Origin of the sequence: Rhizobium sp. 1399, assembly GCF_031455475.1 — a bacterium.
In the GTDB taxonomy this organism is placed as follows: domain Bacteria; phylum Pseudomonadota; class Alphaproteobacteria; order Rhizobiales; family Rhizobiaceae; genus Rhizobium.
Window position 1 is genome coordinate 139,776 of sequence record NZ_JAVDSU010000006.1, and the last position, 15,815, is coordinate 155,590.

The window sequence follows — 15,815 nt, forward strand, 5'->3', positions numbered from 1 at the left end:
TGTCGGAGGAGAGCAGCCCGGTAGCTCGCCAGCCTCATAAGCTGGAGGGCGGAGGTTCGAATCCTCCCTCCGCAACCAAAACCAGCCCGCCCGGTTCGCCGAGGCGGGTGTAAACATGAACGGCAAGTTCACATAACGTTCATCCCCGTAAGAGCATGGTCGCCCACATTAGAAATGGAAAGGCGTAACCATGAATAGTTTTTCTCGCATCGGTACTGCTATAGTTGCTGCTGTTATCGCAGCATCTAGCTTTGGCATGGCCTCAGCCGCCCCCATGGCGGCTCAGCATCCGCAGGTCGCTTCGAGCGTCGAACTTGCGCAGTACCACCGCGACGACCGCCGCCGCGAATATCGTCACGACCGCCGGGACCGTTATGAACAAGGGCGCGACCGTCGCGGCTACTGGAACGGTCATCGTGGTTACAGGGACTACCGCAAGGGTTATCGTCGCCACAGCGACGGCTACTACTACCCGCGGTCTGTGTTCCAGCTCTACATCCGCTAAGCGGTTTCAGCTTCCTTCGACAACCCCGTCAGAAATGGCGGGGTTTTTTCGTTCCCGAGTCAGGCGCTATCCGGACCAACAAGGAGAAGACGCCATGAGCGTACAGGCAATGTTCTACGCGAAGGAAATCAACCATCGCGCCACCACCAATCCCGGCGACGTCAATGTCGAAGTGAAGATGTCCGCTGCCTTCGGCGCCTACCTTCGCGGCCTTCCGGAAAGCAATGAAGACTGGTCGAAGTATACGCCCTCGGGCGAGCTTCCCATGACCGTCACCAACCCGGCCGCCATCGAGCAGTTCGAACCGGGCGCTGTCTATCGCCTGACATTCGAAAAAGTCAGCCAGTAATCGAGGAGGGGAGCGTCATGTCGAACTGGAAGCGGGCGCTCCTCATCCTGGCGGTCGTTGTAGCTGTTTCCTGCATGGCTGCCGCTTTCCTCACGGCATGCCAGTCGTATCAGCCACCCGGTGAGGGGATCTGGCGGGCGCTGCAACTATCCCGCCTTGGTAATGTTGTTGGAAAACCATGTGCTTGCATGTTCGTTTGGCGCTTTTGTCGCCCAGTCTGATCCGGGCTTGATTTCAACGATGACAAGACCGTCGTCAGAATCCATCTCGTTGGCCAAGATTTGTCGGATAGCGCTGGCAGGTCCGACAAGGCTGCCAACCCAGAGCGACTTCAGCGGCGAGATGCACTTCATGGTTCGAAGTGTCTTTATCAGACCGTCATAGTTCCGGACTTTCCGGAGGTCGTAGCTAATCATGTAGTGTGGCATTGCCTGCTCCTGTGTTGGTTGCAAGCTGAGCAGGACAGATCCGATTGAATCGCGGAAGAGAAACGGCAACTTCACGGTGTGAAAGCCTGAGATCCAGCTTTCCACGTTGTTCGACTTCTCCACAGGCAGGCCAAGGAAGGAAAGGATCTTTCTCACATGTGCCAATAAAGGCCACGAGCGCGCCAAACGGCGACGAGCTGCTCTTCAATCTCCTCTGGTGACCGATGCCCGAAGCGTTGGGCTAGAACTACGGAGAGAGCTTTCAGGTCCATTTCCCGAGGCGCGTTCTCCATTGCCCGGTCAGCTCGGGCCGCGATCTCGGCTATCAGTTCGTCATCATCATTCATTGAATCCTCCCAGGGTATCCCAATGCCACTTCTGAAAAATGCACGGCATGAGAAGTTCGCGCAGGAGTTGGCAAAGGCAAGTGCTGGTAGTGGCGGGCATGTCTAAGCGACCAACACCCCCGGAAGACATGCTCGAAGACACGAGCATCCGGTTTGAGCCCGCCTTTGATCTCACTGAATGGGCTCGGGCATCCTTCATCGATGAGACCGCCGAATAGCCGCGCTCAACCTGCACTAAGATGGTCTCACCTTAGGAACCGCGCAAGGCAACTCCTTCCCGACTTAGCCTAGATATTGTCTTTCTCCACCTCAGAAGAAGGGAAAAAAGCTCGAGCGAGTAACCGTCCGTTGCCGCCGGCTGATACATCGGATGCGCTTGGAGCAGCTTTCACACGCATCTATCTACATCAGGTCGCGGGGGATACGCTTCTTCTCGAAAACCTTTTCGAAGATCCGCGTCTCACCCTCATAGGCAACGACCGAGGCGCTGATCACCCAATCCTTTGCCGTGCAGGATATGGCCGAAACCGCGACTGTGCGAACGAACCAGCCGGGGCGTTGCATGTCGCAGGTCCATGTCGAGATGCCCGCCATCGACAATGGATCGTCGAGCGCGATCGACCAGATCTCTTCGCGCAGCTGCCGTGTCGACAGACCAGTGCCGGGATGTTCGAAAAGGCCGGTATCCTCGTGGATTTCATAGCGGGTGACGCCGGCCGAGAGATCGCGCACCACTTGCCGCTTCGTCGAGCCCGCCGCATGCTCGATATATTTCGGCAGTGAATCGGGATTATCCGGCTCCTTCACGGCGATGAGGCGATGATCGGTAAGTATCGGCAGGGCAAGTTCGATTGAGGCTGTATCGATGACAAGGCCGGGATCAGTCGGCGGCGGCAGGATCATCGGCCAATAGGCCGTCGAAAGCGAAAGGCGAATGCGATGGCCGGCGCGAAAGCGATAGCCGCAGGCATCGAGCAGCAGGCGCACCGTCGTCCGCTCTCCGCTCTTCATGGGTCTGGGCTCGGCATTGCCCTCACGATGAGCAAGATTGAGGACGCCGAAGGAAACGCGTGTCGCGGCACCGTCCTCATGCACATCGACGAGCCGTACGCAGAGATTTGCGGTCCTCTCCTCACAGCGTAGCGCCAGGGTAACAATAGGCTGGCCGAGATAGTCGTGATCTTCGGCAAGTGGTGGGGTCTCGAATATGAGCGAACCGGCATCGTCCCCGCGCTGGTCGATGGCCATTTCGGCATCCGGTTTCAGCGTGAAATATTCCCCCGATGCTGTTCCTGTATCGAGCGGCGAGCGCAGATAGACCTCGTGCGCCAATGCCTGCGGCTCGGCCTTACCTTCCTCGATCCGGCCCGACGAACCGACGTGGAAGAATTGCATTGTCGGCGCATGCCATATGTCTACGGCGGCCCAGAAACCGGGATCGGCATCGCGGCGCGGGGCAGGGCGCACGGCATCGAGAATATAGGCGCGAAGCTGCGGCGTGTTTTCCGCACCGTTTTCTTCGCCGCGCAGCCAGCGGTTCCACCAGGCGATCGCTTCGCCATGGAAATCGGCGCGCGGCTTTGGAAAGGCGAAATGCGGATATTTGTGAACCCAGGGACCAATCAGCGCCTTGGCTCCCGCCCCAAGCCCCGCGATCGCCTTCAGCGGCGTATTGCGATAGCCGTCGGCCCAGCCGGCAATCACCAGCGCCGGGATCTCGACGCTTGAGAAATCCTCACAGATCGAACCGTGTTTCCAGAACGCGTCGCGTCGCTGGTGGCTAAGCCACTCCTCCATGAAGAACGGCTCGTTTTCCAGCCGCTCCAGCCACATGTCCTTCCAGCGATCACCGACGATGGCAGGATCGGGCGGGCGGGACTGGTAGCCGAGCATGGTCGCCGCCCAAGAGAGCTGTGCGGAAAGGTGACAGCCGTTCTTGTAATGGATGTCGTCATTGTAGCGGTCGACGGTCGAGGCGATCGAGATGACGGCCTTCAATGCCGGGGGTCGAAGGGCTGCGACCTGCAGGCTGTTGAACCCGCCCCAGGAAATGCCCATCATGCCGACCGAGCCATTGGACCAGGGCTGGGCAGCGATCCAGGCGATCAGCTCGCAGGCATTGGCAAGCTCAAGCTCGGTATATTCGCCATCGATCACGCCTTCGGATTCGCCCGAGCCACGGATGTCGACACGCACTCCGGCAATGCCGGCGGCGGCAAAGACCGGATAGGTCGACTCATCGCGCAGGCTCGTTCCATCGCGCTTGCGATAGGGCAGGAACTCGAAGACGGCCGGCACCGGATCGGCGTCCGCACCGTCGGGCATCCAGATGCGTGCGGCAAGGCGCGTCCCGTCGCCGAGCGTGATCCACTGGTTTTCGATGGTGGTGAAGCTGTGCTCGGTCATGGTGACATATCCCGAAGAGGTTTAGGCGTTAAACCACACACGGCTGCCGATATAGCCGTTGGACATATCGTTGCCGATATCGTCGACATAGCCCCTCAGTGTTTTCGAAGAGGCCATGATGTAGTCGTTGAAGACGGGCAGGATCAAGCCGCCATCATCTCGCACCATCAGAGCCAGCTGTCGATAAAGCACCTTGCGCTTGGTTTCGTCGAGTTCGGCCCTTGCCTGCAGCACCAGCTTGTCGAAGTCCGGACGCTTGAAACGCGTGTCGTTCCATTCCGCGGTTGAAAGGTAGGAGGTGGAATAGCGTGAATCTTGGGTCGGCCGACCGCCCCAGAAAGACGCGCAGAAAGGCTGCTTGTTCCAGACGTTGGTCCAGTAGCCGTCTTCCGGTTCGCGCTTGACGTCGAGCGCAATCCCCGCCTTGCGCGCACTTTGTTGAAACAGGATTGCCGCATCCACAGCGCCTGGAAAGGCAGCATCCGAGGTCAGCAACTGAACCGGACGGTCAAGGCCCGATTTCTTGAAGTGAAAGGCGGCCTTGTCCGGATCATAAGGGCGCTGCTCGATATCGGTCGGCGCAAGCGCATAGTTGGAATTGACCGGATAGTCGTTGCCGATCGTTCCGTAGCCGCCCAAAACCTTGTCGAGGATCGACTGGCGATCGATGGCATATTTCAACGCAAGGCGAAGGTCGTTATTGTCGAAGGGTGCTCTGTCGCAATGCATCAGGAAACAGTAGAAGCCCTTGCCGGCATTGCGGACGATCTCGACGGTCGGTGCCCGCTGCAGCATCGGTACGGTTTTCGGGTCGACATTATTAACGAAATGGACCTGGCCGGACGCGAGCGCTGCAATGCGGGCGGTGTTGTCGTTAATGACGAGGATTTCGACGCTGTCGACAAAGCCGCGATTGGCGCGCCAATCCTTCGGGTTCTTCTCGAAGGTTGCCCGCACGCCGGGCTCAAAGCTCTTCAGAATGTAAGGGCCGGTACCGATGGCCGCCGCCGGCTTGTCGACGCCGCCCTTCGGCTGGATGATCAGGTGGTAATCGGTGAGAAGGAGCGGCAGATCCGCGTTGCCTTCGCTCAGCGTCAGGACAAGATCACCGGCCTTTTCATCAATGCCTGTGATCGAGGTCATGAGTCCAAGAGCGCCCGACTGCGAGTTCTTGTCCGCGTGCCGCTTCAGCGTCGCGACGATATCGGCGACGGTCATCTTGCTGCCGTCGTGAAATTGCACATCGTTCCTGATCTTGAAGGTCCACACGGATGCATCTGCTGACGGCGTCCAGGACGTTGCCAGCGACGGCAGGGGTGCGCCGGTCTTGGGATCTGATTCGAGGAGCGTGTCGCCCCAGAGGCGGCCAATGACGAACAAGACGGAAGCGCTATACGTCGCCGGGTCGAGCGTATCGCTGGTCGCACCGCCTTTGAGGCCGAGCTTCAGGTGGCCGCCACGCTTCGCTTCCTGCGCGCCGGCATCCAGCGGCATCAGGAGGCCGGAGGTAAGGGCTGGCAATACGCCAAGTGCTGCGGCTCCCCCCAGGAAATGCCGGCGGCCGATTTTCAACTGCGAAAATTGATCCTTTTGATGCGTCATGACAGTTCCCTCGTTCAGTTTTGTTAAGAGGGACGTTAAGCGCCAGACAGACTCACGCAATTTCGCGACTTGACGCACTTTTAAGCGAGTTTACGCTAGCTTGGTCAAGACGGAGCTACCGATGCCTCACCTGGTCGAGAACCTGAAGATTGCATGCGCAACGCAGCGTTCAATTTCGCATCTGTGCCGTGCAATCGATATCAACCGGCAACAATTCAATCGATACATCAACGGCCAGACGAGACCGTCCGCCCATAACCTGGCTCGCATTGCTAACCATTTCGATGTCGAAGCAGCGGATTTTTTCCTCGCGCCCACACTCTTTCGCGAACGTCTCAGCAAATCGGTGGTAGGCGCCTACGAAGGTTCCGAGCTTTTCAACGCGTTTCCAGGCAACCTGCGCGCACTCAGGCGTCACATCGGCTACTTCCAGACCTATCACCGCTCGCCATCTTGGCCGGAAATGGTCGTATGCTCATGCAGTAGGCTGACAGAGCAAGGCGGGTTGATGCACGTCAAGTCAATGGAACGTCTGCGGGATCCCGGAAATGGAATCCAGCAGCTTTCAAAATACGTTGGGCTTGCGGCCTTCTATCGTAACCGGATCTTCATCACGGAGCGTGTCACCGGGCCGAACTCCATCTTGTCGCAGACAATCCTCCTGCCATTCGATGAATACCAGCGCGTCTATTTGCGTGGAACGACAATGGGGATTTCCTGGCGAAGGGAAAACCTCCCCTATGCCTCACGTGTTATCTGGCGCCACGTCGGCGTCGAGCCTGACCTCCGCGAACTTCTTGGGCGCTGCGGGCCTCTGCCGCTGTCGTCACGCCAGCTGCCACCCACGGTGCGCTCGTTTCTCGCGGATCCAGCCGCCGAAGTGTATGCGATGCCGGCAGAGTATTAGGTTCCTACCCGGCGAGGGCTCCGGCATTGCATCCCTAGCATTGCAGGTAGCAGTTCCCAAGCAAAGCCCTGTTAGGCGAACGCATAATTTCGACTGTTGTTGCGAAGTCGGGTATGCCTCTGGCGACACTGAGGGATTTGAATGGCGAATGATTGAGGGCTGCTGCCTCGGCCTCACGCTGCTAACATTAAAGGACGGGTCTGCCTCCACGCCATTCCGGGCGATGCCTCGACTGAGGGGTGGTAACTTCTAACGGAACGTAGTTTCCGCGCCAATGAGCCGCATTATTCTCCTCACGAATAACAAACGCAAAAAACATTCAGCCGCCAATGCGCTAATGGAAGCGGCAAGGATATCGCCCGGAAAGATCTCGATCCCCAGCTCGCGTATTTCGGAGACATCTCGCTGTTTTACCGGGACGCTGGATTCGACTGTCGCCGCTCGTAACAGGACGCTGATCGTTGTCCCATCGTAATCTTTGGCTTTACCCGCTAGATTGGGGAAGACCGGCATGCCAAGTTCCCCGGCGCCAATGACCAGGCGAGAACAGATGCGCTAGCAGCCCGACCTGGGCAAAAAGCCCAAGCATCATGCCATCGGCCAAGGTCAGAATTTTCGGTCGCTGAACACGACTCCCGCTTGATCCACCCTGGATCGCCAGCGGCCGGAGGAGGAGGGTGCCCTCGAAGAGGTCCGGGTTCTGTCCCAGGCTTTTGGTGCGTGCCGGAAAACCAGCACCGACAGGACACTAACAACGGCGGCCATGACGCGCCGATGGCCAAAGCGGCAGGGACAAAGTCGATGCTCGCGATCAACGCAATCCAGAGGAGCGAGAAGATGACGCCGTCCAAGCTCGCGCCGCATATCAAGCCGGTGCTGGTTGCGCTTCGAACACAAGGCCAAAAAGAATGGGGTGCTGATAACAGCGCCCCAAACTCTAACTCACATGGAAACTGATCCGATGAGTTACGCCGCTCTTTCTTCTGCGGCGTTCGGTCTCCACTTGATCAGCCGGCCTTCCAGAACATCGAGGATTCGGTCGATGACGAGCACGAACACGGCCAGGATGATGATGCCGGCAAACACTCCAACCGCGTCGAAGTTGCCTTCCGCCTGCGCGATCAGGTAACCGAGCCCTGCAGAGGAGCCGAGATATTCACCAATGATGGCGCCGACCACCGCGAAACCGACCGAGGTGCGAAGGGAGGACAGGATCCAGCTGGCCGCCGCCGGAAAATAGACATGCCGCAACAGATCGGAACGTTTGGCCCCGAGGATCCTTGCATTTGCGAGGACAACTTGATTGACCTCGCGAACGCCCTGCATGGCGTTGAAGAAGGTGATGAAGAAGACAAGCGTTACCGCGAGCGCTACCTTCGACCATAGGCCGAGACCAAGCCAAAGCACGAAAATTGGGGCAAGCACGACGCGCGGAATGGCGTTCAGGCCCTTGATGAAGGGGTCCAAAATCCGTGCCGCACTGCGGCTGAGACCGAGCCATACACCGGCTGCGACGCCAAGGCCCGTGCCGATGATGTAGCCGAGCACAGTCTCCGTCAGGGTGATTGACACATGACGATAGAAGCTGGGGTCAACAATCCAGCGGATCATCTGGTTGAAGATGTCGAGCGGGGCTGGAAAGAAGAAAACATCGATGAAGCCGGCGGTTACGCCGAGCTGCCAGCCGCCGAGGATAAAGATTAGCATCCCGAGCTGGATGATGCGTTCAGTCACGACGTTCATAGCTTTTCTCCACTTCGCCGCGCAGGGAAGCCCAGATATTTCGATACAGATCCATAAAGCGTGGATCGAGTTTAATTTCCGCGACGTCGCGGGGGCGCTCGAGTTCCACCGGGAAGCTTTCGATGACCCGTGAACGGGGGCCAGCTGCAAGAATTGCGACCCGGTCGCCGAGGGCTATTGCTTCTTCGAGGTCATGCGTGATCATTACGACAGCCCTGCGCTCTTCCTGCCACAGACGCAGGAGTTCGTTTTGCATGAGGTGCCGTGTGTGGATATCGAGGGCCGAAAAGGGCTCGTCCATTAGGATGACTTTGGGGCCGGAGATCAGGGCCTGCGCCATCTGCACGCGCTTGCGCTGACCGCCCGAAAGCTGATGCGGATAGCGATGCTCGAACCCTTTCAGCCCGACTTTCGCAAGCCAGTTCATAGAACGCTCGCGCCGCTCGGCACTTGGCACACCTTTGAACAGCAGTCCGAGCTCGACATTCTCGATCGATGTCTTCCATGGCAGCAGTGCGTCCTGCTGAAAGAGATAGCCGATATCGTTCTGGACGCCCTTAACCGGAGCGCCGTCGATCGCCACTGTTCCATTGGCAGGCTTCAAAAGACCGGCAATGGCGTTGAGAACGGTACTTTTGCCACAGCCTGTCGGTCCCACGATGGCGAGAAACTCGCCATCGGCCACCGTCAGGTTCACGTCCTGCACCGCGACATAGGAGCCGAATGACATCGTGACCGCGTCAATCGATACCATTGGCCTTTTGTTTAGCTCGCCCGACGGAACGGACATGGGTTTTACGACAGCCAATGCCATGGCCTCCTCCTGGGTTAGTTGATGGTCTTGTCGGTGACTTTGTCCACGAATGCGTTCGTGTAGGTCTTGGAAAGATCTATGGTCGCGGCAGCAACCTTTTCGTTGAAACTCTTCAGGACGGCGAGGGGTGTCTGAGTATCCGTCTCGCTGAATTTGCCATCGACCGAGAAGATCGGTTTGGCATTCTCGACGGCCTTCACATAGGTGTCCCGGTCACCGGAGATGAATTCCTTCGGCAGTTTTTCGACGATCTCTTCAGCGCTGTGTGTGTTCATCCAGGCAAGCGCTTTCACGGTCGCGTTTGTGACTTTCTGGATGGTTTCCGGATTCTCATCGATATAGGCCTGCGTCGCATAAAGGACGGAGGTCGGGTAGATCCCACCGTAGATTTCCGTGGCACCCTCGTCGCTGCGGGCGTCGATCAAAATCTTGCCGACACCCTTGGCTTCGATAAAGGTCGCCGCCGGATCGTAGTTGACCAATAGATCAACCTTCCCTTGCTCGAGCGCCGCAACAGCAGCTGAACCGGAGCCGACCCCGATCAACGAGACGTCGTCAGCCGATAGGTCGTGGCGCTGCAGATAATAGCGAACGAAGAAGTCTGAAGACGAGCCCGGCGCTGTGATACCGATTTTCGCGCCCTTGATCGTTTCAGGTTTGGAAGGATCGAACGCAGCGTTCTTTCCACCGGCAAGCACGAGCCCGGAATTGCGGGCCAGTTGCACGAAGGCGACAACAGCCTTGTTCTGCGACTGCATCTGGATGGTGTGGTCGTAGAAGCCGACGGCAATATCCGTGGAGCCGGCAACGAGCGCCTGCAGCGTCTTGGAACCGCCCGATGCGAAGTTTTCGACGGTGACCTCAAGACCTTCCTTCTCGAAGAGACCCAGGCCAGCTGCGACCGGAAAGGGCAGGTTGTTGAGGTTGTAGGACCCGACGCTGATGCGGACGGGTTCCGCAATAGCCGAACCGGCGAAAGCGACCGTTGCCGCAAGTGCGAGCAATAGTTTACGCATGTGTATTCCTCCCTGATGCGTGGCGCCCTCCCGGCAACCACTTTCGATTATGCCGCGCAAACCATTTGCGCGATAGGTTTTGCAAAGACCTGGCCTTCGAAGAGGCGCCGGGCCGTACGCAGGATTCCAGCAACTGTCTTGCCGTCGCGGGTATCCAGTTTCACTTCCAAATGGCCGCTTGGATGTTCGAGAACGAGAATGACCGGTGGCTTGCGATCTCCGATCAGCCGCGAGGCGACGGTTCCGTCGCTGATGCAGGCCGTAGCTATGCCGACCGCACCGGTCGTTGCGAGAGATGGGTGGCACTGATGCGGCATGAAATAGCGCACGCCGAGATCGCCGCCGTTGTTGGGCCTGGAGATGAGAACCGGCTTTGGCGTGACCTGATTGCTGACGTCACCCATACCCATGCGTCGGCCGGCTTGGAGCCTTAAAGTTTCGAGCCGCTGGAGCAATGGACCGTTGGCATTGAGCTCGGCGGTGGTTTCATTGCCGGTCACGCCGAGGGCGCCGGCCTCAAGCAGCATCATCGGCATAGCGCAATCGATGCAAGTGACATCGATACCGTCAATGCTGTCGCGCGGGTTGCCGGTGGGAAAAAGCTTGCCTGTGCATGCCCCTGCAGCATCCATAAACGTCAAGGCGATCGGCGCCGCATTGCCGGGCACACCATCGATCGAAGCATCTCCCAAGTAGGCGACACGGCCATCGGGGGTCGGAACCTCGGCTTCGATCAGTTTGCCGGTATTGACATTGTGGATACGCACGCGGGTTACGCCGCTAGTCGATTGGACCAATCCGGCCTCGATCGCGAACGGCCCGACGGCGGCCAGCATGTTTCCGCAATTGGGAGAGGTATCGACGAACTGCTGATCGATGCGAACTTGGGCGAACAGATAATCCACATCGGCATCCGGTAGGGTTGCTGGACCGACGATGGCGACCTTGCTGGTGACGGGGTTTCCGCCGCCGATTCCATCGATTTGCAATGGGTGACCAGAGCCCATGACCGAAAGCAGGATTTGATCGCGTTGACGCGCATCCGATGGAAGATCGGATGCGAGAAAGAACGGTCCTTTGGAGGTGCCACCTCGCATCAGAACACAGGGAATGGAAATCAGGTCGTTCATGGTTGTGCCCGCATACTGATGTGATTTAAATATCAATCAGCTTCTTTGTTGCAGTAAGCGGCAAAATGATTGATATGTGAAATGCTAATATCAGAGGGAATGATGCGTTATGAGCATTAATTGCGAGATATTGGATCTGCGCGCATTTCTATCGGTCGTCGAACTGGAAAACTTCCATCGCTCTGCCGAAGCGCTCAATCTGTCCCAGCCGGCACTCAGCCGTCGAATTCAGAAGCTGGAGCTGGCAATCGGGGCGCCCTTGCTCGAGCGCACCACACGTCATGTCTCGACAACCGCGCTTGGCGCAGAGCTGATCCCCCTGGTGCGGCGCATGCTCGAGGAGTTCGACACGTCGCTGTTTGCAGTGCGTGACGTCGGATCTCAGCGCAGCGGCCTTGTGACGATCGCATGTCTGCCAACGGCCGCTTTCTACTTTTTGCCGACCGTCATTAAGCAGTTCAGCGCCGAGTATCCGAATATTCGTTTTCGCATTCTCGATCTGCCGGCCACCGACGGTCTGCAGGCAGTCGCCCGCGGCGAGGTGGAGTTCGGCATCAATATCATGGGTTTTTCAGATCCCGACCTCATCTTCGAGAGGCTCATCGAAGATCCATTCGTGCTGGCGGCACGCAAGGATCATCCGCTGGCAGCGAAGAGCGAACTCGAATGGGACGATCTGGCGCCCTATCAACTGATTACAGTACATCGGTCCAGCGGCAACCGTACGCTTCTCGATGCCGCGCTGGCGAAATCGAACCTGAAACTGCGTTGGTCCTACGAAGTCACACATCTTTCAACATCGCTTGGTTTGGTGGAGGCCGGGCTTGGAATTTCGGTTCTGCCGAAACTCGCTACTCCGCAGGAAGAGCACCCATTCCTCGTCACGAGACCTATTCGCAATCCTGAAATCTCGCGAACGATCGGCATTGTGCGCCGTCGCGGTGGGACGCTTTCGCCGGCGGCAGAGCGCTTCATGACCATGTTGATTGGGACGTGGGCAGAAGAAAACTGAGCGGCAAACGGGTTTATGTTGGCGAGAAGGCCACGCTCGCGTACCGGTCGCCATCGTGAGAGCTAAGAAGTTGATCGTCTGGAAGCCCGCTCTCCCGATCCGATCTCCGAACAGAATTCGCAACCTTCATTTTCATGTTTCTTGAGGATTTCATTTGGTGCCAATCGGCAGACAGGATGGTGGATATGCCTGCGACGGCTCCTCCGAAAGGGCGGATCCGCGTTCGAACGACCGAACAATGAGGTGATGTTGCTAGCATAGGGATTGTTGCTGGCCAGCACCTGACCCCCATGGCCATTTAACAGTCAGGCAATCTCCAGGCTTGATGCAGCGTCATCACACGATCGGCGTGTTTTACCTTTCGATGTAGTCTTGTATTCTCCGTGGGAAGCATTGAGGCGGCGGGCCACGATGTCGTGGTTGAGCCACCGGACTGGCCCGGAAGGTGAAGATGATGCACCGAAAATAAGTTGTCCGGTCGCTTCCACGACCAGAGCGCTCAGGAGATCGCTGATCATGACTTTGCTGTCACGGTGCATCGAGGTGATCTGGTTCGACGTGCCGATCGTCAGGTCGGCCTGTCCCTGGTTGTTGGGCATCGGCCACGCGGAGAAGTTATAGAATGGGGTCATGACTTCGCTCGCCTGCAGGTCACTGATCTTGCGGATGACGTCATCTATCGTGAAACCATCCGCCAGAAGCTCTTGGCATTTTCGCCATTGTTCGGCCGCCCATTCGCCACCGTTCTCCTTCTTCAGCGCAAGCAGAAGGGGTATGAGAGGCAGTTCAATGCCCGTGAATACGTCGGATGAATTGGTCCGGATCTCGGGACAGTTGTAGACGCTCGCCTTCACGCCCATCGCCCAGGCATCCTCGGCAATACCTTCAAGGCGCATCTTGGCGTAGCCCTGAGTGTAGTTCGTGTATGTCTGCCACCGGTATTCTCCGTCGATCAGGATACCCGTGCCGTGATAGCCATATGCCGTGTACCTAACCTGGCCGCCCGAGGCTTCCACGCGCTCCCGGATCGCCGCGCTGAAATCGATAAGATGGCGGAAGGTATTTGCCGACACCTCGTCGAAATTGCGAAGGATCAGTTTGCCCATATCGCTTTCGACCAGGGCTTGCGACGACATGTGTCGCGGTCCCGTTCCCTTGTAGATTCTGTTGGCGACGACCAGGAAGGCTTTTGCCTTGGGAATGCCTCCGGCCATCGTATGGGCAAAGAAAACGTTGCTCCCGTCGGCAATGATGCCGTCGAGGATGGTCATGACCTGCGACAATGAATCCGTAAACCGTGCCGTCCCTACGGCCTGGCATTTTTCTATATATTCCCAGTCGAGCCTTTCACGCTCCCAGCTTTCGAGCGTTAGCCCGGCAAGAAGGTCGGTAGGCGTGGGACCGTCTGCTGGCGCGTCGAGATCGAAGCCAGCCATCAGCGGAACGTTTATGATTGTTCCGCCGAGCCTTGCTTCCGCTTCACAGAGCTCATCGTCGGTCAGAGGCCGCAGGACATTCTTTTCGTCGCGCCGCCCGACCGTAATTCCGACGATCCGCATTCCGACTTTCCGGACTTGGTCGAGAAGGCCGGTCGCGTAGCCGCGACCGAACAATTCGCCGAAGAGAACGAAGACGTCGCCTTTGCGAAACACTGTATTTTCGGAGATATTCTCCAGCGCGATCGGTTTTTCCATCGAGTCACCGCTCCAATAGTCGTTGATGACTTATTGAACACAGTCGTTCTCGATGGAAAGTCATTTAAAATGACGGATGATGTCGAAACGTGAAGCTTCAAAAGCCTTTACATCACTGCTCTTCAAGCTGCCGCAGGCAGGGGGCAAGCCCGTATCGGCATTTGACGCGCATTCCAAGCTGCCGCTCTCTATCAAGGGCATTGTAAACTTAACGGGCACGAGGCAGTCGTAGCCAGCTTGCACTGTGGCGGCTCACGTCCGAGCGATTTTTGCCCACAGGTTCATTGCCTCTGAACGCAGGTCTCGATGATGGCTGGATGAGATGTCGTGGCGGGGATGTGGAACAGGTTGGCAATCGGATCATGGATGGAGACGAAGCGCTGCAAATGGCGCTGTGACTTGAAGCGCTTCATGATCCGCTCTCGCCGCCGGATTGGCTGATGGGAATTCTCCGCTCGATTGTTCAATCCTTTATGTGAACGGTGTTCGACACTTGGCATGATCTCGCGTTTTGCAGCGTCGTAGGATCGAAGCTTGTCGGTGATCATCACACGCGGCGCGCGCGCCTGGCTCTTCAACAGCTTGCGCATCAGACGCTTGGCTGCCTTTGCATTGCGACGACTTTGCACCAGAACGTCGAGGACGAAACCGTCCTGATCGACGGCGCGCCAGAGCCAGTGCTTCTTGCCGCGGATCGAAACGACAACCTCGTCGAGGTGCCACTTGTCACCAAGACGACCGGCTGAATTTCTCTGCCCAAAGCCGGACCGTTTGATGCGAGACAATAATCCCTCGTGCCGCCAGCATGTCTTCGACCATCCGCAAGCTGAGAGGAAAACGCAAATAGAGCCAGACAGTATGCGCGATGATTTCAGCGGGAAAGCGATGGCGGCGGTACAGCGGATCACGGTCTGTCATGGCCCGTCATCTCACATCGACATCCACGCTTCGTTAAGTTGACGATGCCGCTCCGACTGCCAAGGCCACATCCCTACCTCAACTTGTATCCATGATAACTGACTTTATCATCGATAAACAACGTAAACGAGCGCATCGACGTTCGACCCCGTCATCATGACCACTGTTAATGGGTTCAATTCCACCTAGGGCTTACACGAACCGGCTTTTAGCACCGACGTGTTTGTCGCCAGGTTTCGTATTTTTCTAGGTGCTCATCCTTGGTGGGCGGGTAAAGACCGATGATGGCTTCGCCAGCCTTGACCTGCTCGAGGACAAAATCCTCGTAGCTTTCCATCGCCGTGCATTCCTCGGCAAGTTCTTCCGCAAGATGAGCTGGGATTACCATCACGCCGTCTCGATCGCCGACCACAACGTCTCCCGGGAACACGGCGACGTCGCCGCACGCGATGGGCACGTTGATGTCGATCGCTTCGTGCAGGGTGAGGTTGGTGGGAGCGGACGGTCTTGCGTGATAGGCGGGCATGTCGAGTGCGCCGATACCTGCGGCATCACGGAAGCCGCCATCGGTGACGACGCCGGCGGCACCGCGCAGCGCCAGTCGGGTGATAAGGATGGAACCGGCGGTGGCGGCGCGAGCGTCCTTGCGGCTATCCATGACCAGCACATGGCCGGCAGGGCAGGTCTCGATCGCCACGCGCTGCGGGTGGTCGGCGTTGCGGAAGACGGTGATCGGGTTGCGATCCTCACGGGCCACGATATAACGCAGCGTAAAGGCCTGGCCGACCATGGTATCCGCCTTCGCGGCAACCGGCACCACGCCCTGGATGAACTGGTTGCGCAGGCCGCGCTTAAACAGCGCCGTGGCAATCGAGGCGGTCGAGATCTTCTTGAACTTGGCGCGGGTCGCGTCACTCAGCACGTAATCGGTCATCTGTATTCCC

Annotated in this window: 16 protein-coding genes, 1 tRNA gene and 1 pseudogene; 6 read left to right on the forward strand and 12 right to left on the reverse strand. The window is 57.8% G+C overall.

The annotated features are described in order from the left end of the window. The 3 genes from J2X71_RS20060 to J2X71_RS20070 all read left to right on the forward strand — a co-directional run bounded on the left by J2X71_RS20060 (position 1) and on the right by J2X71_RS20070 (position 854). Positions 1–78, forward strand: a tRNA-Met gene (locus J2X71_RS20060). Between the two features lie 112 nt (positions 79–190). Beyond that, the gene (locus tag J2X71_RS38125; protein ID WP_405049730.1) at positions 191–505 is read left to right on the forward strand and encodes a hypothetical protein; all 315 of its coding nucleotides are present in this window, start codon (positions 191–193) and stop codon (positions 503–505) included. A gap of 94 nt (positions 506–599) precedes the next feature. Beyond that, on the forward strand, positions 600–854 hold the full coding sequence (locus J2X71_RS20070; protein WP_310384243.1) for a hypothetical protein: 255 nt from the start codon (positions 600–602) through the stop codon (positions 852–854). Between the two features lie 146 nt (positions 855–1,000). Here the strand turns inward: J2X71_RS20070 and J2X71_RS20075 are convergent, their stop codons facing one another. The 4 genes from J2X71_RS20075 to J2X71_RS20090 all read right to left on the reverse strand — a co-directional run bounded on the left by J2X71_RS20075 (position 1,001) and on the right by J2X71_RS20090 (position 5,637). After that, positions 1,001–1,387 carry a hypothetical protein gene (locus J2X71_RS20075; protein ID WP_310384245.1) on the reverse strand — a complete coding sequence of 129 codons (387 nt, stop codon included), beginning with the start codon at positions 1,385–1,387 and terminating at the stop codon, positions 1,001–1,003. Between the two features lie 47 nt (positions 1,388–1,434). Then, on the reverse strand, positions 1,435–1,629 hold the full coding sequence (locus J2X71_RS20080; protein ID WP_310384247.1) for a hypothetical protein: 195 nt from the start codon (positions 1,627–1,629) through the stop codon (positions 1,435–1,437). 402 nt (positions 1,630–2,031) lie between these two features. Continuing rightward, on the reverse strand, positions 2,032–4,035 hold the full coding sequence (locus tag J2X71_RS20085; RefSeq protein ID WP_310384249.1) for a CocE/NonD family hydrolase: 2,004 nt from the start codon (positions 4,033–4,035) through the stop codon (positions 2,032–2,034). Positions 4,036–4,056: 21 nt separating this feature from the next. Next, positions 4,057–5,637, reverse strand: coding sequence for an ABC transporter substrate-binding protein (locus tag J2X71_RS20090; RefSeq protein WP_310384251.1), 1,581 nt, complete (start codon positions 5,635–5,637; stop codon positions 4,057–4,059). A gap of 121 nt (positions 5,638–5,758) precedes the next feature. Between J2X71_RS20090 and J2X71_RS20095 the strand changes: the two genes are divergently transcribed. Beyond that, positions 5,759–6,544 (forward strand): helix-turn-helix transcriptional regulator, encoded by a 786-nt coding sequence (locus tag J2X71_RS20095; protein ID WP_310384253.1) that lies wholly within the window; start codon positions 5,759–5,761, stop codon positions 6,542–6,544. A 249-nt stretch (positions 6,545–6,793) separates the two neighbouring features. Here the strand turns inward: J2X71_RS20095 and J2X71_RS20100 are convergent, their stop codons facing one another. Further along, positions 6,794–7,057, reverse strand: a complete 264-nt coding sequence (locus J2X71_RS20100; protein ID WP_310384255.1) for a hypothetical protein — start codon at positions 7,055–7,057, stop codon at positions 6,794–6,796. A gap of 207 nt (positions 7,058–7,264) precedes the next feature. Between J2X71_RS20100 and J2X71_RS20105 the strand changes: the two genes are divergently transcribed. Next, complete coding sequence (locus J2X71_RS20105; RefSeq protein WP_310384257.1) at positions 7,265–7,501, forward strand: hypothetical protein; 237 nt, start codon at positions 7,265–7,267, stop codon at positions 7,499–7,501. 9 nt (positions 7,502–7,510) lie between these two features. On the opposite strand, the gene J2X71_RS20110 is transcribed toward J2X71_RS20105, so the two are convergent. The 4 genes from J2X71_RS20110 to J2X71_RS20125 are packed head-to-tail and all read right to left on the reverse strand — an operon-like array spanning position 7,511 to position 11,247. Continuing rightward, positions 7,511–8,287 carry an ABC transporter permease gene (locus J2X71_RS20110; protein WP_310384259.1) on the reverse strand — a complete coding sequence of 259 codons (777 nt, stop codon included), beginning with the start codon at positions 8,285–8,287 and terminating at the stop codon, positions 7,511–7,513. Further along, the gene (locus J2X71_RS20115) at positions 8,271–9,101 is read right to left on the reverse strand and encodes an ABC transporter ATP-binding protein (protein WP_310384261.1); all 831 of its coding nucleotides are present in this window, start codon (positions 9,099–9,101) and stop codon (positions 8,271–8,273) included. The genes J2X71_RS20110 and J2X71_RS20115 overlap by 17 nt, the downstream gene beginning before the upstream one ends. Before the next feature lie 14 nt (positions 9,102–9,115). Continuing rightward, entirely contained in the window at positions 9,116–10,117 is a 1,002-nt protein-coding gene (locus tag J2X71_RS20120) for an ABC transporter substrate-binding protein (RefSeq protein ID WP_310384263.1), read from the reverse strand. 47 nt (positions 10,118–10,164) lie between these two features. Next, positions 10,165–11,247 (reverse strand): 4-oxalomesaconate tautomerase, encoded by a 1,083-nt coding sequence (locus J2X71_RS20125; protein ID WP_310384265.1) that lies wholly within the window; start codon positions 11,245–11,247, stop codon positions 10,165–10,167. A gap of 109 nt (positions 11,248–11,356) precedes the next feature. On the opposite strand from J2X71_RS20125, the gene J2X71_RS20130 reads away from it, so the two are divergent. After that, positions 11,357–12,259 carry a LysR family transcriptional regulator gene (locus J2X71_RS20130; protein WP_310384267.1) on the forward strand — a complete coding sequence of 301 codons (903 nt, stop codon included), beginning with the start codon at positions 11,357–11,359 and terminating at the stop codon, positions 12,257–12,259. Positions 12,260–12,564: 305 nt separating this feature from the next. On the opposite strand, the gene J2X71_RS20135 is transcribed toward J2X71_RS20130, so the two are convergent. The 3 genes and pseudogenes from J2X71_RS20135 to J2X71_RS20145 all read right to left on the reverse strand — a co-directional run bounded on the left by J2X71_RS20135 (position 12,565) and on the right by J2X71_RS20145 (position 15,805). After that, positions 12,565–13,953 (reverse strand): enoyl-acyl carrier protein reductase FabMG, encoded by a 1,389-nt coding sequence (locus J2X71_RS20135; RefSeq protein ID WP_310384269.1) that lies wholly within the window; start codon positions 13,951–13,953, stop codon positions 12,565–12,567. Between the two features lie 252 nt (positions 13,954–14,205). Next, positions 14,206–14,871 (reverse strand): annotated as a pseudogene (locus tag J2X71_RS20140) (IS6 family transposase). Between the two features lie 208 nt (positions 14,872–15,079). Then, entirely contained in the window at positions 15,080–15,805 is a 726-nt protein-coding gene (locus tag J2X71_RS20145) for a ribonuclease activity regulator RraA (protein ID WP_310384270.1), read from the reverse strand. Between the last annotated feature and the right edge of the window lie 10 nt (positions 15,806–15,815).